The organism is Streptomyces sp. NPDC006012, from assembly GCF_042871185.1.
Lineage (GTDB): Bacteria > Actinomycetota > Actinomycetes > Streptomycetales > Streptomycetaceae > Streptomyces.
Genome location: NZ_JBIAIE010000008.1, coordinates 124,617 through 144,786, shown reverse-complemented (window position 1 = coordinate 144,786; position 20,170 = coordinate 124,617). Strand labels below are relative to the sequence as shown.

Below are 20,170 nucleotides of genomic sequence, written 5' to 3'. Positions count from 1 at the left end.
CCACCCTCTGAAAAGCCACACCTCAGGTCAGGGGAGAGGGGGCCCGATGCTCGGCGTCCACGACCAGGACGGCAACGAGGTCCCGCACGCCTTCGTCGTCCGCCGGCCCGGCACCGCGGGGCCGACCGAAGGAGAGGCCATGAGCCACGCCGCCGAACGCGTCGCCCCCTACGAACGGATACGGCAGATCACCTTCGTCGCGGAAGTGCCCCGGTCCGTCTCCGAGAAGTCCCTCCGCCGCGAACTGCGGGAACCGGGGGAGCGGTCGTGACACTGATCGGACGTACGCGCGCGCGTGGCGTGGAAATCCTCAGCCTGGACTCGGCCGACACCCGCAATGCCCTGTCCGCCGCCCTGGTCGGCGACCTCGCGGACGCGCTGGCCGAATGCGGCGCGGACGACGACGTACGGGCCGTCGTCCTCACCCACACCGGCGGCACCTTCTGCGCCGGCGCCGACCTGCGCAACCCGCCGCACCCGGACGCCGTCGTCGGCCTGCTCCGGCAGATCGTCGAACTGGACCGGCCCGTGGTCGCCCGGGTCACCGGGCACGTCCGTGCGGGCGGCCTCGGCCTGCTCGCGGCCTGCGACATCGCGGCGGCCGGCACCGAAGCCACGTTCGCGTTCACCGAGGTACGGATCGGGGTGGCGCCCGCCGTCATCTCGCTGCCGGTGATCCCGCGCGCCGACCCGCGCGCCCTCGCCCGCTACTACCTCACCGGCGAACGGTTCGACGCCGCCGAAGCGGCCCGCATCGGCCTGCTGACCCTCGCCGGTGACGACGTCGACGCGGCGCTCGCCCCCGTCCTGGACGGCCTGCGCCGATCCTCGCCGCAGGGCCTGGCGGAGACGAAGCGCCTGCTCACGGCTAAGGTTCTGGAGACATTCGACCGGGAAGCAGCCGACTTGACCGCGCTCTCGGCCCGGCTGTTCGTCTCCGCCCAGGCCCGGGAGGGGATGACGGCCCTCCTCGACCGACGGGATGCCGCATGGGTGCTGTGACCGCAGAGGACCGCCTGCCCAAGCAGGACCGCAGCCGGGCCACCCGGCAGCGGCTCCTGGAGGCCGCCGTGGCCTGCCTCGCGGAACACGGCTGGGCGGGCTCCACGGTCACCGTCGTCGCCGAACGCGCGGGCGTCTCCCGGGGCGCGGCACAGCACCACTTCCGCACCCGCGAGGACCTGTTCACGGCGGCCGTCGAATACGTCGCCGAACAGCGCTCGGCCGCCCTGCGCACCCTGTTCCCGGAGGGCGCCGCGGCCCGCCCGGCGGTCGTCGCCGCCCTCGTCGACCTCTACACGGGACCCCTCTTCCGCGCCGCCCTGCACCTGTGGGTGGCCGCCTGCGACGAGGAGCAGCTACGGCCCCGGGTGACCGAACTGGAGGCCCGCGTCGGCCGGGAGACCCACCGGATAGCGGTCGAACTGCTCGGCGCCGACGAGTCCCGCCCCGGCGTCCGGGAGACCGTGCAGGGCCTGCTGGACATGGCCCGCGGCCTGGGCCTGGCCAACCTCCTCACCGACGACACGGCCCGCCGCCGACGCGTGGTCGCCCAGTGGGCGGCGCTGCTGGAGGAGACCCTGGACGGTGTGGGCTGAGCCTCCCGCGGACCGAGTTTAAGTCTCTGCCCGAGGACGCGGACCTGAGGCGCGACCGCGCATCGCTGCCCGGCCGGTAACGCCGCCCGCCGGCACTGGCGCTGGGACGGCAACGGTCCCGCAGACCGGTACCGGCCCCGGCGAACGTCATCCGGACGGCCGAGCAGGGTTCTGGCGCCGACTCCCTTCCGTGCGGCCCGGTCGGGTCCGGGGTGGTGTCGGGCACCGGCCGCCGGGGTGGGTGTACACGGTCGGGCCGGCGCCGGTCGGGCGCAGTGGGGACACATCGTCGGCCGGGCCGGTGATGGGCCGGTCGCAGCGGCGGCAGATCCTCACGGGGTGCCTCCTCGGTGGCGAGGGCACCGGCAGGGCGGGTAGCCGTCCGTGAGCGGTGGCAGTTCCGCGGCGGGTGGGACGACGACTGTTCGGCCGTCGCGGGTGATCTTCCCGTGGTGGTCCACCTGGTAGACCCGGATGGTCATGTAGCCGAGCCCGGGCATCGCGCGGGCCGGGATGCTGTCCGGGGTCATCGTCGGCAGTCCCTCACCAGCCGGTACAGGCCGCGGCCGACGATGCAGTCGGCGGCCGTTTCCCGTGTCCGGCACAGGCTGCACACGGGCGCGTGCGCGAACAGGCCGCGGTGCGCGCGGTCGGCTACGCAGGAGCGGCAGGCACGGGGGAACCAGGTCACCCCGGAAACCGCCGGCGAGCCGTCCAAGGGGGAGCGCTGCCGGCCGAAGTCGACAGCGGTGTCCCCGGTCAACGACGTGGGGCACCACAGGCACTCGGCACCACGCACCTTGCCGTCGGCGAGGCCGTCCAGGGCGGGCAGCGCCAGGACGTCCAGTACCTCGGTCGGCGGCACGCCTACGGTCTCGCTCGACATGGTCACGCCTCCACGATCACGGTGATGCGTTGCACACCCATGACCGTAGAAGCGACCGAGCACCATCGGGGGCAGGAATCCTGCCCCCTACAGTCAGGCAGCCAACAGCCCCAGCTTCACCGCCAGATCAGACGCACGCCGCCGCCGCTCCGGCTGCCGCGCCTCGGTCTCCTCCAGGACGATCCGCCTCGCATATCCGTTGTACTTGACGGTCTCCGGCGCGGCCTCGTGCGCTTTGTCCAGCGTCGCCAGCGCCGTGTCCGGCTGTCCGTCCAACTGGTAGGCGCGGGCTTCCTCGATGCGGTGCCGAGCGCGCCGCGGCCGGGACCTGATGACCGTCTTGTCCGCGCGCGCCGCCTGCCGGACGGACTCGCCGCCCTGGTGCAGCTCGACGGCGACGGTGACGGCGTGGGCGCCCATGATCGCCTGCGAGAAGCTGGTGATCGGGTGGTAGTAGTCCGCGGGCAGCTTCCGCGCGGTCTTCTCTGCTTTGTCCCACCAGCCCCACGCGGTGCCGTTCTCGCCGCGTCGCGCGGCCGTGTACCCGGCCTCGAACTGCAAGGCCCCGGCGATCGCCAGCACCTTGTCCTCGGAGTCTGCCAGCCGGGGCTCAAGGAAGCGGAGCGCTTCCGTGGTCACGGCGTCTGCGGCGTCGAAGTGGGCGGGTCCGCTGTCGCGGTGCGCCTGCGCGGTCAGCCACGCGGCGACGCCGATCGCGTGGGGGTCTTCCGACTCCTGGGCGGCGACCATGCCGCGCTCGGCGATGCGCCACAGCAAGGCACTGTCGGGCTGGTAGGCGACGAAGAACTGCGACAGCGAGTAGACCTCGGAGAGGACGGCCTGTGCTGCCTGCCGGTCGGCCGCCGAGTCCGCCTGCCGCGTCGCCAGTTGCGCATCGCGGATCAGGGCGGGCAGTAACTCGCCGACGACCTCGCGGTGGTTGGGCGCCGAGTGCCGGGCGTTCCACGCCCGGTCGAGGCGGTGCCGCAGGTGCAGCGTGCTCGGCGCCTGCCGGTCGGAGGCGAACGGGAAGGCGTCGACGGCGGACTTCACGGCGGCGAGCCGGGGATGCCCGGGCCCGATGAACAGGTCCACGTGCATGGACTGGTCCCCGGTCAGGTCGGCCAGGTCCCGCACGCGGAGCAGTTCGGCGATGCGGAGGATCATGGGCAGTTTCGGGGGCTGGATGACGCCGGTCTCGACCTGCTTCACCCACGAGTGGGACTTGTCGAGGAAGCCGGCGAGGACGGGCCGGCTCATGCCACGGCGCTGGCGGTAGATCTGCATCCGCTGGCCGAACGCGACGGCGTCGGCGTAAGGGTTCGGGGTAGCGTCAGACGGCACGGTCTCGCCCCAATCTCTGTACGGGTCGCACTGACAGGGTAGGGGGCGGGGCCTTTTTCGCGTGAGGACCCTGCCTCGACATCCGCAGCCACCCCCTACGACGACGTCGGCCGCCAAGACCACGACCAGGTCGTGAAGGCCGACGTCACACGAGAGGACCCCGCCCCGCCCTCAGCGCGAGATGTCCCCGTACCCCTCGACGTCCTGCACGCTGCGCGACCCCGGGCCCACATAGCGGGCGGACGGGCGCACCAGCCGTCCCGTGCGTTTCTGCTCCAGGATGTGCGCCGACCAGCCCGCGGTCCGCGCACAGCTGAACATCGACGTGAACATGGACGCGGGAACCTGGGCGAAGTCCAGCATGATCGCCGCCCAGAACTCGACGTTCGTGGCGAGGACCCGGTCCGGACGCCGGTTGTGCAGCTCCTCCAGGGCCGCCTTCTCCAGCGCCTCCGCGATCTCGTAGCGCGGTGCGCCCAGCTCGCGGGCCGTGCGCCGCAGCACGCGCGCGCGTGGGTCCTCGGCCCGGTACACCCGGTGCCCGAAGCCCATCAGCCGCTCACCGCGGTCCAGGGCCTGCCTGACGTACGTCTCCGCGTCGCCGGTCCGCTCGATCTCCTCGATCATCCCGAGGACCCGGGAGGGGGCGCCGCCGTGCAGCGGACCCGACATGGCGCCCACCGCGCCGGACAGCGCGGCGGCCACGTCCGCGCCGGTGGAGGCGATGACCCGGGCGGTGAAGGTGGAGGCGTTCATGCCGTGCTCGGCGGCCGAGGTCCAGTACGCGTCGACGGCCGCTACGTGCTTCGGGTCCGGCTCGCCCCGCCAGCGGATCATGAACCGTTCGACGATCGTGGACGCCTTGTCGATCTCCCGCTGCGGCACCATCGGCAGCCCCTGCCCGCGCGCCGACTGGGCGACGTAGGACAGGGCCATCACGGCGGCCCGGGCCAGGTCGTCGCGGGCCTGCGCCGCGTCGATGTCCAGGAGCGGTTCCAGCCCCCACACCGGGGCCAGCATGGCCAGCGCCGACTGCACGTCGACCCGGACGTCACCGGAGTGCACCGGGATCGGGAACGGCTCGGCGGGCGGCAGACCGGGGTTGAAGGCGCCGTCGACGAGCAGCCCCCACACGTTCCCGAAGGAGACGTGCCCGACCAGCTCCTCGATGTCGACACCCCGGTACCGCAGGGCACCGCCTTCCTTGTCCGGTTCGGCGATCTCCGTCTCGAACGCGACGACTCCTTCGAGCCCGGGTACGAAATCGGACATGAGGCGGCTCCTCGTGGTGTGTGCGGACGCATGGCGGACGCGGGTACTACCACGGTTCCACGGTCGCTCTCAGGACTCGCGGTCCGGCGGTCACCCCGGTGATGCCCCGATCGGCCCACGCTCACCCAACCGGTGGGGCATCAGCACCATAGCGCCGGGTGCCACCGCAGGGGAGTTGTACGGCACTCCGTGCCACATTCCGTGCGGCAACCGAGTGCCCCCCGCGCCTGTACACGCATACGGCAAGATGACCGCGTGACCGACCGCGACCCCATCCTCGACCCCGCCGCCATGCGCAAGCACTACCGCGTGGAGGGCATCGACGAGAGCGACCTGGCCGCCCACCCGATGGAGCAGTTCGCCCGCTGGTTCGAGCACGCCGCGCTGGCCGCCGCGCACGGGACGGTCTACGAACCCAACGCGATGGTCGTCTCCACGGTGGACGCCGAGGGCCGCCCCAGCTCCCGCACGGTCCTGCTGAAGCAGTACGACGACCAGGGCTTCGTCTTCTACACCAACTACGACTCCCGCAAGGGCCGCGAACTGGCCGGGAACCCGCAGGTGTCCCTGCTCTTTCCCTGGCACCCGCTGGCCCGCCAGGTCATCGTCACGGGCACCGCGCACCGCACCGGCCGCGACGAGACCGCCGCCTACTTCCGCACCCGCCCGCACGGCTCCCAGCTCGGCGCCTGGGCCTCCGCCCAGTCCACGGTGATCCCCTCCCGAGCCGGTCTGGAGGCGTCCTACGCCGAACTCGCGGCCCGCTACCCCGAGGGCGAACAGGTACCGGTGCCGCCGCACTGGGGCGGCTTCCGCGTCACCCCGCGCACGGTCGAGTTCTGGCAGGGCCGGGAGAACCGCCTGCACGACCGGCTGCGCTACGCCGTCGAGGAGGACGGCGGCTGGCGCCTGGAACGCCTCAGCCCCTGACCGCGGTCACCCCGGCGGACCCCGCCCGCACATGCAGACGACCCGCGGGCTCGGGTCCTCCGCCGTGAGACGGAGAAGCCGGCCGGACGTACCGGCGAGCCCGCGGGTCGGGTGACTGCTTGGGATTGGGCCGGGCTGCGTGTGTGGTCGCACACGCCGGTCCGGCACCGCACTCGGTGTGGTGGCAGGCCGTCAGCCCGCAGCCACCTCGCGCGTCCGGGTTTCACTCATGTACCCGATCACCTCCTTTCTCACGTGAGAGCCACCCTAAGAAGCGGGCGGTGCGCGCTCAAGGGGTTTTTCCGGTGGCGGCCGGATCCGCCCGGGGAGCCGGGACGGGCCGCCGGCGCACGGAGGGTGCGTTCGCGTCGGCGGGCGTGCGTACAACGATTCCTGCAAGATTGTGGGAACCAAGTGTGTGCTGCGTCACGTTCGAGTTGAATGGAGGGGAGAGAGCGAACCTTCGCGCCGTATTCGCGGACGCAGCCTGCAGGGGGTCCAGGTGAGTGCTTCCCGGCGTAGTGGGACCACCGACGAGCTGGGGCCGGACGAGCCCGAGCGGGGCGGCGGCGCGGGCACGTGCGGCCCGGAGGACGCCGGCGGCTCCGATCTCCTCGCCGCGCTGCTGGACGGCATGGACGCGGCCCTGTGCGCTTTCGACGCGGACGGCGTCCTCACCCACTGGAACCGCGAGGCGGAGCGGATCCTCGGCTGGACCGCCGCCGAGGCCGTGGGGCGGCACGGGTTCGCGGGCTGGGCGGTGCGCAGCGCCGACGCCGAGGAGGTCGAGGGCCGGCTGCTCTCGGCGATGCACGCCCCCGGACGGCAGGTGCACGAGTTCGCGCTGGTCACGAAGGACGGCGGCCGGGTCCTGGTGCGGACCCAGTCCGCGGCGGTGCGCGGCCCGGACGGCAAGCCGGCCGGTGTGTACTGCGCCTTCAGCGAGGTGCACGCGCAGATGGACCTGGAGCGGTCCATCGCGCTGAGCGAGGCGCTGTTCGAGGACGCGGCGTGGGGCGTCGTGCTCATCGACGCCGATCTGCGGCCCGCGGTGGTCAACGCGTACGCGGCCCGCGCCCTGGGCATAGGCCGCACGTCCGTGCTCGGCCGGCCCCTCGGCGAACTGCTCGCCCAGGGCGTGGAGGAACTGGAGAGCGCCCTCACCCACGTGCTGGCCGAAGGCGCACCGCCCGCGCCGGCCGAGATGTGGGTGGCCGTGCGGACCCCGGAGGGCGAGAAGCGGCGGTGCTGGCGCAGCGGCTTCCTGCGGCTCGCCTCGCCGCTCGCCGAGGAGCCGGTGCCGCTCGGCGTCGGCTGGATGTTCTGGGACGTGACGGAGGCCAAGCAGAGCGAGCAGGAGGCGTCGCTGCTGCGCTTCCGTACCAACCAGCTGCACCGGGCGGCCCGCGCCGCGGCCGAGTGCGAGAACCCGGCGGAGGCGGCCACCGTCCACCTCGATTTCGCGCTGGCCGGGTTCGCCGACCACGCGCTGATCGACCGGGTGGCGGGCCCGCCGCCGGCCGACGGCGGCGGGCGGCCGGCCGTGCGGCTGGTGCGGATCGCCGCGACCCCCTCCGGGGCGCCGGGACCGAGCCTGCTCACCGGCGCGGCCGGACTGCCCCTGCGGTACGAGATCGGGCATCCGGCGTTGCAGTGCGTCGAGCGGTCCGGGACGGTGCGGGCCGACGCCGGCGGCATGTCCGCCGAGCGGGCCCGGGACTGGGCGCTGGAGCGGCAGTGGCCCGGGGACAGCGTGCACGCGCTGTGCGCGGTGCTGCGCAGCCGGGGGCGCACGCTGGGCGTCGTGACGTTCCTGCGCGGGGCCGCGCGCAGCGCCTTCGAACGCTTCGACGCGACGTACGCGGAGGACGTGGCGGCCCGCATCGCGGCGGCCCTGGACCTGGCGGCGGCGACGGCACCGGACCGCTGAGCGCGCGGCCCGCGCCCGCCCAGGCACGGGGGAGCCGTGAGCGCAGGGGCGCGGGGAGCCGTGCGCGTGGCGGAGGGTCAGCGCCGGTAGAAGATCCGGTCCCGGTACTCGTCCATGATCCGGGTGTTCCAGTCGTGTCCGCCGTCGACGTTCCCGGAGCGCAGCAGCGGCGGCTCGACGCCCCGGGCGGCGAGGGTCTGCGCGGTCGTGGCCATGACCGCCTGGAGGAGTGCGGTGGTGACGACCGTGGAGGCGGGGGCGAAGGGGGCCGGGATGGTGTCGAGGGTGAGTTCCGCGTCGCCGACCGCGATCTTCGAGTCGAGGACGATGTCGCAGTGGTCCCGCAGATACGTGCCGGAGCCGTGCCGGGACGAGGTCTGCGCGGCGTACGCCACCGACGTCACGCCGATGACCCTGACCCCCCGGCCGCGCGCGGCCATCGCCATCTCCACCGGGAGGGCGTTGCGACCCGACAGGGAGATGATCACGAGGACGTCGCCGGCCCGGACGGGCGAGGTGTCCAGGACGGCGCTCGCCAGCCCGTCGACGCGTTCCAGGGCGGAGCCGAGGGTCGCCGGGACGACGTCCACGCCGACGGCACCGGGCACCGGAAGCAGGTTCATCAGGGCGAGACCGCCGGCCCGGTAGACGACGTCCTGGGCGGCGAGGGAGGAGTGCCCGGCGCCGAAGGCGAACAGCCGGCCGCCGGCCTCGACGGTGTCGGCGAGGAGCGTCCCGGCCGCCGCGATGGCCGCGGACTCCTCCTCACGGACCCGGTGCAGCAGGCCGATGGCGGCGTCGAAGAACTGGTCGGCCGGAGTGCCGTCGCTCATGCGGTGCCCTTTCGCAGCGTCGTCGCAGCGTCTGTGTCGCGGATCACCGTGCGGTCTGGACCAGCGCTCTGTCAATACGGCCCGGGCGCCGTCCCGCACGGAGGGGGTCGGCTGCCGACGCGCCGCACACACGTGCTGGTAACCCTGCCGTTTCAGCGGTGCGGGACGGTTGTCGGTGGTATGCGTCAGAATTGAGGCCAGGGCCAGCGCATGCCGGAGAGCGGTGAGCTTCCGGCAGAGGTAATCGAGGGGCACATATGTCCGGACTGATCGACACCACGGAGATGTACCTCCGCACCATCCTCGAACTGGAGGAGGAAGGTGTGGTCCCCATGCGCGCCCGAATCGCCGAGCGGCTGGACCAGAGCGGGCCGACGGTGAGCCAGACCGTCGCCCGGATGGAGCGCGACGGCCTGGTCTCGGTGGCGACCGACCGGCACCTGGAGCTGACCGACGAGGGCCGCCGGCTGGCCACGCGCGTGATGCGCAAGCACCGGCTCGCGGAGTGTCTGCTGGTCGACGTGATCGGCCTGGAGTGGGAGCAGGTGCACGCCGAGGCGTGCCGCTGGGAGCACGTGATGAGCGAGGCGGTGGAGCGGCGTGTCCTGGAGCTGCTGCGCCACCCGACCGAGTCGCCGTACGGCAACCCCATCCCGGGCCTGGAGGAACTGGGCGAGAAGGACGGGGCCGACCCGTTCCTCGACGAGGGCATGGTGTCGCTGGCGGACCTCGACCCGGGCGCGGACGGCAAGACGGTCGTGGTGCGCCGTATCGGCGAGCCGATCCAGACCGATGCGCAGCTGATGTACACGCTGCGCCGGGCGGGCGTGCAGCCCGGTTCGGTGGTGAGCGTGACCGAGTCGGCGGGCGGCGTGCTGGTGGGCAGCAGCGGCGAGGCGGCCGAGCTGGAGGCGGACACCGCCTCCCATGTGTTCGTGGCCAAGCGTTGAGCTGAGGCGTAAAGCGGGGTGCGGAGGCGCGAAGCCGGGCGTCGAAGCATGCAGCCGGGCGCCGAGGCGGGCGGCCGGGCACCGCGTGCGGCTCGTCGGACGCCGGAGCACGCGACCTCCGTGCAGCACCCGGTCCGGCGTCAACTCCCGTGGCCAGAGCGCCGGTTGGGGCACCGGACCGAGTGGCGCCGAAATCCTGGATTCGGCGCTCCGAATGGCAGCGCTCGGCCGTATCTCGTGCAAGGCTGTCGCGAGAGGCATATGACCGGAGGGGGCGGGGGAGGATGTGCCGCAGACAGGGGGAGGGCCCCGGCACCTTGCGGCGCCGGGGCCTGTCCTCCCCTGTGCTGACCCGGAGCCCCGAGCTCCCAGGGTCATCCCCCGCGGACCGTTTTCCCCGAGCGGTCCGCCTCCCGCGTAACAACTCCCCTCGGTGGCGACGATCATTCCTCGGTGGGGGTCACTCGAATGAGGGGTGTTGCCCGCAGAGGCAGCAGTTTCGAAAAACTGTTCGATAATCTAGGGCAATATTTACGGCAAACTACGGCACAGTACGGCAGCATCTGCGCAACGCAGCGGTACGACGGCAGGACACAGCGGTACGGTCCGAGCGGAGCTAGGGGGGTGCCGGCGCATGGCACGGCGTATCGACGTGAGGGGAGCGGGCGGTGTGGGGCTGGCCGCCTGGGAGTTCGCAGACCCTCCCAAGACGGACCCGGAAACCGGGCCCGGGGTGTTGTTACTGCACGGTCTGATGGGCCGGGGCTCGCACTGGGCGGCCACCGCCCGCTGGATCTCCGAGCGCCATCGCGCCGTCGCGCTGGACCAGCGCGGCCACGGCCAGAGCGAGAAGCCCCCGCCGGCCGCGCACACCCGTGACGCCTACGTCGAGGACGCCGAGGCGGCCGTCGAACAGCTCGGCCTCGCCCCGGCCGTGATCATCGGCCACGCCATGGGCGCGCTGACCGCCTGGCAGCTCGCCGCCAAGCGTCCCGACCTGGTGCGCGCCCTGATCATCTGCGACATGCGGGCCTCCGCCCTCGGCGGGGCCTCGCAGCGGGAGTGGGCCGACTGGTTCAAGTCCTGGCCGGTACCGTTCGCCACCCTCGCCGACGTCCGCAAGTGGTTCGGCGAGGACGACCCCTGGGTGGACCGCCCGAGTCCGGCCCGCGGTGAGTTCTACGCCGAGATCATGCACGAGTCCCCGGACGGCTGGCGGCCCGTCTTCGACCCCGAACGGATGCTGAAGTCCCGCGAGAACTGGGTGCACGACGCCCACTGGGAGGAACTGGCCCTCGTCGGCTGCCCCGCCCTGGTCGTCCGCGGCCTCGACGGCGAACTGGGCCGCGCCGAGGCCCAGGAGATGGTCCGGGTCCTGCCCCGCGGCCAGTACGCGGAGGTCGCCGACGCCGGCCACCTGGTCCACTACGACCAGCCGGCCGCCTGGCGCACGGTGATCGAACCGTTCCTGGACACGGTCCTCACCCCGTGAGGGCGGGGCGGGTGCGGGTACGGGTGGAGGTGCGCGCCGGCGGCGGGCCCTCCCGCCCGGCGAAGCCTCGCGCCCCCTGCCCGCTCTCGTACCCCTCCTCCCCCTCCTCCCCTCGTCACCCCTTGCTGACCGCCGCCAGTATCTCCGGCAGGTACGCCGCCGTCCGCGGTGCCGCCAGCCGCAGACCCAGCACGGTGATGCCCGCGCCGTAGGCGGCGCCGACCGGCAGCAGCAGCCAGGTCCAGGCGTCGCCGCCCGCGCTCACGTTCAGCGCGATGGCGAGCGCGATGACGGGCGCGCACAGCAGGGCCGCCGAGACCATGCCGCCGAAGATCGCGATCCCGGCCAGGGCGCCCTGCCCGGGCGCCACGTTCTTGTAGCCCTCCTGCGGGACGGAGTACGGGAAGCGGGCCGAGGTCCACGCGCCGGTCGCCAGCATCGCGCCGAGCAGGGCGAAGGACAGGCCCAGCGTCTCGGGCAGCCGATGCCAGTCGCCCAGCAGGGCCGTCGTCAGGACGGTCACCAGGACGGCGTACGGCAGGGTGATCACCAGCAGCGCCAGCGCCCGCCCGCGCAGTTCGACGTACGCGTCCCGGGCGGACGAGATGGTCATCGCCACCATCCAGAACGCCGACGTGTCCTGCCCGAACTGGTTGTACATCTGGATGCCGAGCATCCCGGCGGCGAAGCACGCGAAGTAGACCGTCCCCGTGCCCTGCAACGCGTTGAACACCGGCACGATCAGCCCGATGGCCAGCGAAGTCACCCACGCGGCCTTGGTCTTGGGGTCGCGCCAGACGTAGCGCAGGGAGCGTTCCATGACCGTACCGGTGCGGCCCGTCGGCAGCAGCCGGCCGAGGCCGGTGGAGGTGCGCGTGCGGGCGCCGCTGTCGGCGGCCTGGAGGGTGGAGCCGTCGGGTGCGGTCATCAGCCGGGTCAGGCTGCGCGCCCACACGGCGAGCAGCAGCGCCAGCGCCGCCGCGGTCAGCAGCAGTTGGGCGGCGGCCCTGCCGTACGCCCCCTCGCTCACCGCGTGCACCGCGCCCACCGCGGAGGCCGGCGGCACCCAGCGCAGCACGTCGGCGGCCGGGGCCAGCCGGCCGAGCCCGGCCGAGCCGAGCCGCTGCGCGCCGAAGTTGACCAGTTGCGCGCCGACCGCGACGACCAGCCCGCTGAGCACCGCGAGGTCGCGGCCCTTGCGGCTGGTCAGCAGCCGTACGTTGGCGGCGGCCACGGCCCGGGCGAGGGCCACGCAGACCAGCACCCCGAGGACGGTCGCGAGGACCGCGGTGACGTGGGCCGCGACGCCGTGGGCGACCGACAGGGTGCAGCCGACCAGCAGAAGCAGTGTGAACGCCGGGCCGATGCCGACCAGCGAGGCCGCCAGCAGGGCCCGTACCAGCGGGCGCGGGCGCAGCGGCAGCAGCACCAGCCGGGTCGGGTCCAGCGTCTCGTCGCCGCTCGGGAAGAACAGCGGCAGCACGGCCCAGCCCAGTGCCAGCACGGCCGTCGCCAGCAGGGCGACGGCGTCGGCGTGGGCGTTCCCGCGCAGCGCGATCAGGCCGAGCAGTTGCAGCGCGGCGAACAGCAGCGCGACGACGGCCGAGGCGACGAACGCGGCCCGCCGTCCGCCGGACTGCCTGAGCCCGCCCCGCAGCAGGGACAGCTTCAGTCGTACGACGGTGGCGGTGACGTCCGTCATCGGGCCCCGCCGCCCAGCCAGTCCAGGTCGGGGCCGGCGTCCCGGCCCTGCGCGCCGACCAGTTCCAGGAAGGCCCCCTGGAGGGTGGTGTGCGCGCCGCGCACTTCGGGCAGCGGACCGGTCGCGCGGATGCGGCCCGCCGCCAGCACGGCCACCCAGTCGCACAGCGACTCGACGAGTTCCATGACATGGGAGGAGAAGACGACGGTGGCGCCGGAGCCCGTGTACCGCTCCAGGACGCCCCGGATGGTGTGCGCGGACACCGGGTCGACGCCCTCGAACGGCTCGTCGAGGAAGAGGGACTTCGGGATTGTGCAGGAGGGCCGCGGCCAGCCCGATCTTCTTGCGCATGCCGGTGGAGTAGTCGACGACCAGCTTGTGCTGGGCACCGGCGAGATCGAGTACGTCCAGCAGCTGGGTGGCCCGCTTGTCGACCTCGGCCCCGGGCAGCCCCCGCAGCCGTCCGGTGTATCCGAGCAGTTCACGTCCCGACAGCCGCTCGAACAGCCGCAGCCCCTCCGGCAGTACACCGATCCGGGCCTTGACGGCCACCGGGTCCCGCCACACGTCGTGGCCGACCACCTCGACGGTCCCCTGATCGGGCCGGAGCAGCCCGGTCACCATGGAGAGGGTGGTGGTCTTGCCGGCTCCGTTGGGCCCCACGAGCCCGATGAACTTCCCCGCCGGCAACTCCAGATCGATCCCGGCGACAGCGACCTGCTGCCCGAACCGCTTCCAGAGCCCTCGCACCGACACGGCCGCGCCGCCCACTCCCGTTTGCTCCGTCATACGAGAACCCTACGGTGCACGTCCCGCCCCCGAAGGGGCGCGAGGAACAGCGCGAACACCCCCGACCGTCCCGCACCCGTACCCGCCCCACCACCGCAGACCGTTGGCCACCCCCGGCGGCCACCCCCATCGGCCGCATTCGACGGCCGACCCGCCGGCCGTCCCTACCGATCCCTCCCGCACGCATACGCCATCGGCGAGATCAACTCCTCCACGTCCGGCAGCCACCGGTTGGCGGCGGTCGGCCGGCAGGCCCACTGCACGGCCCCCTGCGGCCCGAACCGCGTGGGCGGCGCGGCCACGTACGCCCCCTCGCCGAGCGCGACGAGATCGAGCGACCCCAGGGACCAGCCCAGGTTACGGACCAGTTCCGCGAGCTTCAGGGAAGCACCCGGCAGGACGAAGAAGTTCATGCGCCGGTCGGGGGTGCGCGTCACCGGCCCGAGCGTCAGCTTCATCCGCTCCATCCGGGCCAGCGCCAGGAACCCGGCCGACTCCGGTACGGACAACGCGTCGAAGGTACGGCCCGTCGGCAGCAGGATGGACGCCGTCGGCTGCCTCTGCCACATCCGGCGGACGACGGTCGCGCTCCCGGTCGCCAGGGTCGCCCAGTCCGCGCGCCCCGGGTGTGCGCCGGGGGCGGCGCACACGGCGTCGCCGCAGGAGCAGTGCTGCTCCCCGTCGGCCGCTTCCAGCCAGGTGCCGGGTACCACGTCCCAGTGGCGCTCCTCGGCGTAGCGAACGGCGTTCTCCAGCAGCGATTCCCCGCGCTGCTTCGGAATCTGGGCGGCTTCGGGTCCAGCGATCGTCTCTTCCACGCCCCACTCAACTCCCGCGCCCACCTCGGGTTACGGCCAGTGCGATGACAGGACCGCGCGCGGGGGAGGAGCATCGGTTCCGCAATTGGGGCGCATGGATGCATGTCCGGGGGCGCGCGGGAGGAAGCCCGTCATGGCTTGGGTAGCCACCGTTGGGGGTTGGGATCAGCTTTTACTCCGGCAATCCTCGCATGTCTCGCATTTTCGGTACGAAGCGGGGCATTGATCTTCAGGGCCGGATCTTTTCGCTTCAGGGGTTGGCAGGGGGTACGCCATGGCCGCAAGGCCACTCGTCGCGCGGCAGCCGAACGAACGGCTGCAGGCGCTCATCCAGGAGGCGGGGTGCTCGAACGCCGGGCTCGCCCGCCGGGTCAACATGTGCGGCGCCGAGCACGGCCTCGACCTGCGCTACGACAAGACGTCCGTGGCCCGTTGGCTGCGCGGTCAGCAGCCGCGGGGCCGGGCGCCTGCCATCATCGCCGAGGCACTGGGCCGCAAGCTGGGCCGCACGGTCACCATCGACGAGATCGGGATGGCCAACGGCAAGAACCTCGCCTCGGGCGTCGGGCTCCAGTTCTCGCCGACGGTGCTGGGGGCCATCGAGCAGGTCTGCGAGCTGTGGCGCAGTGACGTGGGCCGCAGGGACTTCCTGTCCGGTTCGTCGGTCGCCGCGTCCGCGCTGGTGGAGCCGAGCCGGGACTGGCTGATCTCGGCGCCGGACGGCCAGGTCGCGCGCCAGGCGGGCCCGCGGGTGGGGCAGTCGGACGTGGCGGCCGTGCTCGCGATGACCCAGGCACTGGTGGACCTCGACCATCAATACGGCAGCGGGCATGTCCGCCCGGTGGTCGTGCACTACCTCAACAGCGTCGTCTCCGGGCTGCTGGCCGGCTCCTACCGGGAGGCCGTCGGCCGCGATCTGTTCGCCGCGGTGGCCCGACTGACCGAGCTGGCCGGGTACATGGCCGTCGACACCGGCCAACCCGGGCTCGCCCAGCGCTACTACATCCAGTCGCTCAGGCTGGCCCAGGCGGCGGGCGACCGCGGGTACGGCGGCTATGTGCTCGCCTCGTCCATGAGCCACCTGGCCGCCCAGCTCGGAAACCCGCGCGAGATCGCACAGTTGGCGCGTGCCGCGCAGGAAGGGGCCCGGGGCCGGGTCACCCCGCGCGCGGAGGCGATGTTCCACGCGGCCGAGGCGCGCGGACACGCCCTGCTGGGCGACGTACGGGCGGCGCAGACGGCGTCCGGGCGGGCGGCCACGGCGATGGAGTCGGCGGACGCGGACTCCGGGGACGACCCGGCGTGGATCGCGCACTTCGACGAGGCGTATCTGGCGGACGAGTTGGCGCACTGCCACCGCGACCTCGGGCAGTCCGAGGCGGCGGCGCGGTACGCGCAGCAGTCGCTGGCCGGGCACCCCGCGGGACGGGTGCGCAGGCGGGCCATCGGTTATGTGCTTCTCGCCACAGCGCAGGTGCAGCAGCGCGAGGTCGAACAGGGCTGCCACACCGGTCTGAAAGCGGTGGAACTACTGGAAACCCTCCGCTCCAACCGCGGCGCCGAGTACCTGGAGGACTTCCAGCAGCGGCTGGAACCGTACCGGGACGAGCCGGTGGTGCGGGAGTTCGGGGCGCGGCTCGACCTGCAGCAGGCCGCGTGAGACAGCAGTCCGTGACGCGGATGGACATGGAGGAGGACGGAGCGTGAACGCACGGCAAATCGACGTGTTGCCGCGGGGAGGGGACCAATAACAGCGCCTCACGGGGCGGTTCCGTTACCGCCGGCGCAGGGATGATGATCGCGCCCTGAGCTGCGTGGCACCCGGCTCGGGGGACCCGGTAGCGTGAGCCGACGATTCCGAAGGTCCCCCATTCGTAGGAGTCCCGGTGACGCAGAGTGGACAGGGCGAGCCCGCGCGCGAAGGCATCGTGCTGCCCTCCGACGGTGGCGAGCCGCTGCTGCCGGGTATGACGGGCGGATCAGCCCCCCAGCCGACCCGCCCGCAGCCGTCCGGCCCCGGGCAGCCGTCCGGACCGCAGCCGAGCGGCCCCCAGTCGGCCGCCCCGCCCGGCGGTCAGGCATGGGGGCAGCCCTGGGGCCCGGAGCAGTCGGCGGCGGCCCCCGAGCCCGGCCAGGGCTGGCCTCAGGCTCCCGCGCTGGAGTGGGGCACCACCAACCAGCCCGCCCCGTGGACTCCCCAGGTGCAGCACGGCCCCGGCGCGCTGCCCCCGGAGGGCTCCGCGACACCGTCGCACGGCGGTGTGGCCCCGCAGGACCCGATGGCGGCCTACGGCTCCGGCACGCCCGACGCGGCGCACCAGGCGTACGGCCAGGGCGGCGACGCCACGCAGCTGTCGTACGGAGGCGGCGGCGCCCAGCAACAGCCGTACGCCGCTCCGCTCCCTCCGGCCGCGGAGCAGGCCACCCAGTACATCCCGTCGCCCGCTCCCGGGGACCAGCCCGCCACCCAGTACATCGCGCCGGCCGCGTCCGCGGAGCACGCCGCCACCCAGTACATCCCGCCCGCGGCTCCCGCGGACGAGGGCGCCACCCAGTACATACCGCCGGTGGCTCCCGGCCCGCTGCCGCCCGAGGCGTCGGGGGCGGACACCCGCTTCCTGGGGCAGGCGGCGCAGCCGCAGCCCGGCTCGGACGCCGAGGCCACGCAGTACATCGCCCCGGTGACCGCGCCGTACGGCGGCGACCAGGGCGGGGACCGGCAGCCGCCCGCCGAGTTCGACAACCTTTTCCGCAGTGCCCCGGGCGGCCCCGCGGCGGCCCCGCCCACCCAGCAGATGCCGCCCTTCCAGCAGCCGCAGAACGCCTATCCCGGCCAGCCGCCCGCGTACACCCCGCAGGGCCCGGGCGGGGGCGGCGGACGGCGCGGCGCGCAGGACGGCGGCGGCGGGCGCGGCGGACGCCGCAGCGGCTCGCGGGTGCCGGTCATCGCGGCCGCGGGCGTCGGCATCGTCGTCCTCGGTATCGGCGCCGGTGCGCTGCTCAGCGGCGGCGGGGACGGCGGAGACAAGGGCGACCACAACAAGAACGTCGCCGCCTCGGCCCCCGCGGACAGCGCGTCGCCGTCCGCGGCCGACGATCCGGCCCGGCCGCAGGCCGTGGCCCTGGACAAGCTGCTCGCCGACAGCGGCGGCAGCCGCGCCTCGGTGATCAAGGCGGTCGCCGACCTGAAGGCCTGCCGGAACCAGGGCGGGGCCGCGGCGGCCCTGCGGGCGGCGGCCAAACAGCGCAGCGATCTGGTCTCCCGCCTGTCGCAGCTGGCCGTGGACCAACTGCCCCGCAACGCCGAGCTGACCACCGCCCTCACCAAGGCGTGGCAGGCGTCGGCGTCGGCCGACAACCACTACGCGGCCTGGGCCGACCAGGCGGCCAAGAAGAACGGCTGCAAGAAGGGCCAGGCCCGCATCACCCCCCAGGCCCAGGCGGCCGACCGGGACAGCGGCACCGCGAGCACCGAGAAGAACAAGGCGGCGCGGCTGTGGAACGCGATCGCCAAGAAGTACGACCTGACCGCGCGCCAGACGACCCAGCTGTGAGCCCGGGCGCCGGGCCCGGAACGACGGGCCCGGCGCGACCGGACCGGGCGGGCGCCTGCGGGCTGACCCGGCCGGCCCGGATTCGGTGGACCCGACCGGGGCTCAGCCGAGCCGATCCCGCCGGTCCAGGCTCAGCCGAGGTCCGCGTTCTGGAGCGTGTGGGTGACGTCCGTGAGGCCCCCGCCCCTGGCCGCCATCAGCTGTCCGCCGCGCACGGTCTGAAGGGTCACGTCCGCGTTGACCAGCCGGGGCAGACCGACGGCGGCGAGCTTGCCCTGGCCACGGACGGGCCAACTCAGGGTCGGGGTGAGCCCGCCCGTGGCGATCTTGATGCCGGAGTCCAGGGTGGCCCGCACGCTGTCGGCACTCACCTCGCCGCCGCCGATCTTCTGCAGGACGGCCCGCAGCACGGTGTACGCGATCCACGTGGTCTGCGCTCCGGCGTCCGCGGCGTCGATGCGGTTGTCGCCGAAGGCGTTCTTGTCGACCACCTCTTTCATCGGGGCCCAGCGCTTGTCGGTGGACACCGGGTACCAGCCGGTGATGTACGAGCCCTCGTACGGCCCGCTCGCGCCGCCCGACGCGTTGATCACGCTCTGGTCGACGCTGCCGAGCACGGTCGCGGTGTGCACCCGCGGATAGTTCTCGCGGGTGCGTCGGAAGGAGTCCATGAAGGTCGCGGTGGAGCCGCCGAGCGCCGGCACCACACAGCCCTCCGCCGGGGCCTCGGACGTCGCCTCCCGGAGCGCCTGGTCGGCCTGGACGCTGTACTCGCTGACGTCCTCGGGGGCCAGTTGGTCGCGCGCCTTGGCGTGCCCGCCCGCGCCGAGCCCCGAGTTGAGCAGGGCGGGCAGTTGGTCGCCGGCGATGCTGTCGGGGCGGATCAGGGCGACGGGACCGCAGTTGCCGGCGAGCGCCTTCCCGAGGCCGGCCAGCAGGCTGGCCTGGCCGCCGTTGACCGGGTAGGACAGCGCGCTGGTGAACTCCTCGGTCGTCACGCCGTAGCCGCCTATGTACGGGATGCCGGCGCTCTCCAGCGGTGCGAAGTACGAGTCGCCGAACTCGCTGTACGAGCCGACGACCGCCACCACGTGTTCGTCCACCGCGCGCCGGGCGCACTTCGCCGCGCCCACGCCGTCATTGCCGTCGTTGCAGGTCAGTATCTTCAGTTTGCGGTCGCCGAGGCTGCCGCCGGCGTTGAGCCAGCGGGCGTACGCCTCGGCCATGGCCGGCATGCCGTCCATGTCGGCGGCGTCGGTGCCCTGCGGTGCCCAGGTCATCACCTTGATCGTGTCATCCGCGGAACCGCCCGTTCCGGGAATGACCCCGCATCCGGCGGCGAGTGCGGCACAGGCCACGAGCGCACCCGCTGACAGCACGGAGGCTCGGGCAGGGCGGGTGCGTGGGCGGTGGGAGGTCATGCGGAAACGTCGCCTGCCGGTCATGTACACGGACGATTCACCCGCGCGGCTAACCCGTGCATGCCTCACGGTCAACCAGGGGTGACTTAGAGGTGAATTGCGGGGGGCCGGTGGGGCGCCGTCGGTGAAGAACGTACGATCGGTGACCGTGCAAGGTTCGGAGAACTCTTCCCGTCGCGGCCGTCGCTCCTCCACCATGGGCGGCATGCCACTCAATGACATGCCGTGGTGGCGCTGGCGCAGCAACGTGCGTTCCGCGCTGCACATGCTCTCCGACCCGGCGTTCCAGCGGGACGTCTGGCTGGTCGGCGTCGACGGGTACGGGGACGTGACCGACGCCGTGTACCGGCTGGTGGAGGACACCTGGCTGGACAACTGGTCCGCGGAGAAGTACGTCGGCACGATCTTCCGGGACTCCCAGGAGGCGGCGCTCGTCGACACCGCCGTCCTGCGGGTGCTGCGGATCATGCACCAGGTCGGCCCGGACGCACCGGTCGCCGCGTACCTGGAGAACCAGGCCTGGCCGGAGGCGGTGCGGGCGGCCCGGGACGCCCACGTCCGGATGTCGGTGAGCGACGGCGACGACCCCGACACGCCGCCGCGGAGCCTTGAGGTGCTGCACATCATCACGCGGACCGCCTAGCGGACGGT

Annotated in this window: 17 protein-coding genes and 2 pseudogenes; 10 read left to right on the top strand and 9 right to left on the bottom strand. The window is 73.2% G+C overall.

The annotated features are described in order from the left end of the window. Nucleotides 1-46 precede the first annotated feature (46 nt). The 3 genes and pseudogenes from ACFYPJ_RS17360 to ACFYPJ_RS17350 form a co-directional block, all read left to right on the top strand. A pseudogene (locus ACFYPJ_RS17360) lies at nt 47-271 on the top strand (4-coumarate--CoA ligase family protein); the annotation flags it as partial. After that, on the top strand, nt 268-1,002 hold the full coding sequence (locus tag ACFYPJ_RS17355; RefSeq protein WP_389017178.1) for an enoyl-CoA hydratase family protein: 735 nt from the start codon (nt 268-270) through the stop codon (nt 1,000-1,002). The pseudogene ACFYPJ_RS17360 and the gene ACFYPJ_RS17355, both read left to right, overlap by 4 nt. Continuing rightward, nucleotides 990-1,598 (top strand): TetR/AcrR family transcriptional regulator, encoded by a 609-nt coding sequence (locus ACFYPJ_RS17350; RefSeq protein WP_389017175.1) that lies wholly within the window; start codon nt 990-992, stop codon nt 1,596-1,598. Before ACFYPJ_RS17355 ends, ACFYPJ_RS17350 begins: the two co-directional genes overlap by 13 nt. A 332-nt stretch (nt 1,599-1,930) precedes the next feature. Here ACFYPJ_RS17350 and ACFYPJ_RS17345 read toward each other — a convergent pair whose 3' ends face one another. The 4 genes from ACFYPJ_RS17345 to ACFYPJ_RS17330 form a co-directional block, all read right to left on the bottom strand. Next, on the bottom strand, nt 1,931-2,128 hold the full coding sequence (locus tag ACFYPJ_RS17345) for a hypothetical protein (protein ID WP_389017172.1): 198 nt from the start codon (nt 2,126-2,128) through the stop codon (nt 1,931-1,933). Then, nucleotides 2,125-2,484, bottom strand: coding sequence for a hypothetical protein (locus ACFYPJ_RS17340; protein ID WP_389017169.1), 360 nt, complete (start codon nt 2,482-2,484; stop codon nt 2,125-2,127). The genes ACFYPJ_RS17345 and ACFYPJ_RS17340 overlap by 4 nt, the downstream gene beginning before the upstream one ends. 93 nt (nt 2,485-2,577) lie before the next feature. Then, nucleotides 2,578-3,828 carry a helix-turn-helix domain-containing protein gene (locus ACFYPJ_RS17335; RefSeq protein WP_389017166.1) on the bottom strand — a complete coding sequence of 417 codons (1,251 nt, stop codon included), beginning with the start codon at nt 3,826-3,828 and terminating at the stop codon, nt 2,578-2,580. Nucleotides 3,829-3,999: 171 nt separating this feature from the next. Continuing rightward, nucleotides 4,000-5,100 carry a citrate synthase 2 gene (locus ACFYPJ_RS17330; RefSeq protein WP_389017163.1) on the bottom strand — a complete coding sequence of 367 codons (1,101 nt, stop codon included), beginning with the start codon at nt 5,098-5,100 and terminating at the stop codon, nt 4,000-4,002. Nucleotides 5,101-5,355: 255 nt separating this feature from the next. Between ACFYPJ_RS17330 and pdxH the strand changes: the two genes are divergently transcribed. Both pdxH and ACFYPJ_RS17320 read left to right on the top strand, forming a co-directional pair. Then, complete coding sequence (gene pdxH / locus ACFYPJ_RS17325) at nt 5,356-6,030, top strand: pyridoxamine 5'-phosphate oxidase (protein ID WP_389017160.1); 675 nt, start codon at nt 5,356-5,358, stop codon at nt 6,028-6,030. Between the two features lie 502 nt (nt 6,031-6,532). Beyond that, entirely contained in the window at nt 6,533-7,960 is a 1,428-nt protein-coding gene (locus ACFYPJ_RS17320; protein ID WP_389017157.1) for a PAS domain-containing protein, read from the top strand. Nucleotides 7,961-8,037: 77 nt separating this feature from the next. Here the strand turns inward: ACFYPJ_RS17320 and ACFYPJ_RS17315 are convergent, their stop codons facing one another. Further along, nucleotides 8,038-8,793 (bottom strand): SIS domain-containing protein, encoded by a 756-nt coding sequence (locus ACFYPJ_RS17315; RefSeq protein WP_389017154.1) that lies wholly within the window; start codon nt 8,791-8,793, stop codon nt 8,038-8,040. Between the two features lie 257 nt (nt 8,794-9,050). On the opposite strand from ACFYPJ_RS17315, the gene ACFYPJ_RS17310 reads away from it, so the two are divergent. Together ACFYPJ_RS17310 and ACFYPJ_RS17305 are read left to right on the top strand one after the other, a co-directional pair. After that, nucleotides 9,051-9,743 (top strand): metal-dependent transcriptional regulator, encoded by a 693-nt coding sequence (locus ACFYPJ_RS17310; protein ID WP_376534690.1) that lies wholly within the window; start codon nt 9,051-9,053, stop codon nt 9,741-9,743. A gap of 634 nt (nt 9,744-10,377) precedes the next feature. Further along, nucleotides 10,378-11,235, top strand: a complete 858-nt coding sequence (locus ACFYPJ_RS17305) for an alpha/beta fold hydrolase (protein ID WP_389017151.1) — start codon at nt 10,378-10,380, stop codon at nt 11,233-11,235. 115 nt (nt 11,236-11,350) lie between these two features. Here ACFYPJ_RS17305 and ACFYPJ_RS17300 read toward each other — a convergent pair whose 3' ends face one another. The 3 genes and pseudogenes from ACFYPJ_RS17300 to ACFYPJ_RS17290 form a co-directional block, all read right to left on the bottom strand. Continuing rightward, nucleotides 11,351-12,937, bottom strand: coding sequence for a transporter (locus ACFYPJ_RS17300; RefSeq protein ID WP_389017148.1), 1,587 nt, complete (start codon nt 12,935-12,937; stop codon nt 11,351-11,353). Further along, nucleotides 12,934-13,726, bottom strand: a pseudogene (locus ACFYPJ_RS17295) (ABC transporter ATP-binding protein). The gene ACFYPJ_RS17300 and the pseudogene ACFYPJ_RS17295 overlap by 4 nt, the downstream one beginning before the upstream one ends. 164 nt (nt 13,727-13,890) lie before the next feature. Further along, the gene (locus ACFYPJ_RS17290; protein ID WP_389017145.1) at nt 13,891-14,544 is read right to left on the bottom strand and encodes a bifunctional DNA primase/polymerase; all 654 of its coding nucleotides are present in this window, start codon (nt 14,542-14,544) and stop codon (nt 13,891-13,893) included. A 274-nt stretch (nt 14,545-14,818) separates the two neighbouring features. On the opposite strand from ACFYPJ_RS17290, the gene ACFYPJ_RS17285 reads away from it, so the two are divergent. Together ACFYPJ_RS17285 and ACFYPJ_RS17280 are read left to right on the top strand one after the other, a co-directional pair. Continuing rightward, nucleotides 14,819-16,204: a transcriptional regulator gene (locus ACFYPJ_RS17285; RefSeq protein ID WP_389017142.1), complete on the top strand. Its 1,386-nt coding sequence runs from the start codon at nt 14,819-14,821 to the stop codon at nt 16,202-16,204. A gap of 226 nt (nt 16,205-16,430) precedes the next feature. Continuing rightward, entirely contained in the window at nt 16,431-18,098 is a 1,668-nt protein-coding gene (locus ACFYPJ_RS17280; protein WP_389017139.1) for a hypothetical protein, read from the top strand. Nucleotides 18,099-18,229: 131 nt separating this feature from the next. On the opposite strand, the gene ACFYPJ_RS17275 is transcribed toward ACFYPJ_RS17280, so the two are convergent. Then, nucleotides 18,230-19,543, bottom strand: coding sequence for an ABC transporter substrate-binding protein (locus ACFYPJ_RS17275; protein WP_389017137.1), 1,314 nt, complete (start codon nt 19,541-19,543; stop codon nt 18,230-18,232). A 118-nt stretch (nt 19,544-19,661) separates the two neighbouring features. On the opposite strand from ACFYPJ_RS17275, the gene ACFYPJ_RS17270 reads away from it, so the two are divergent. Beyond that, complete coding sequence (locus tag ACFYPJ_RS17270; RefSeq protein WP_389017134.1) at nt 19,662-20,162, top strand: hypothetical protein; 501 nt, start codon at nt 19,662-19,664, stop codon at nt 20,160-20,162. Nucleotides 20,163-20,170: the final 8 nt, after the last annotated feature.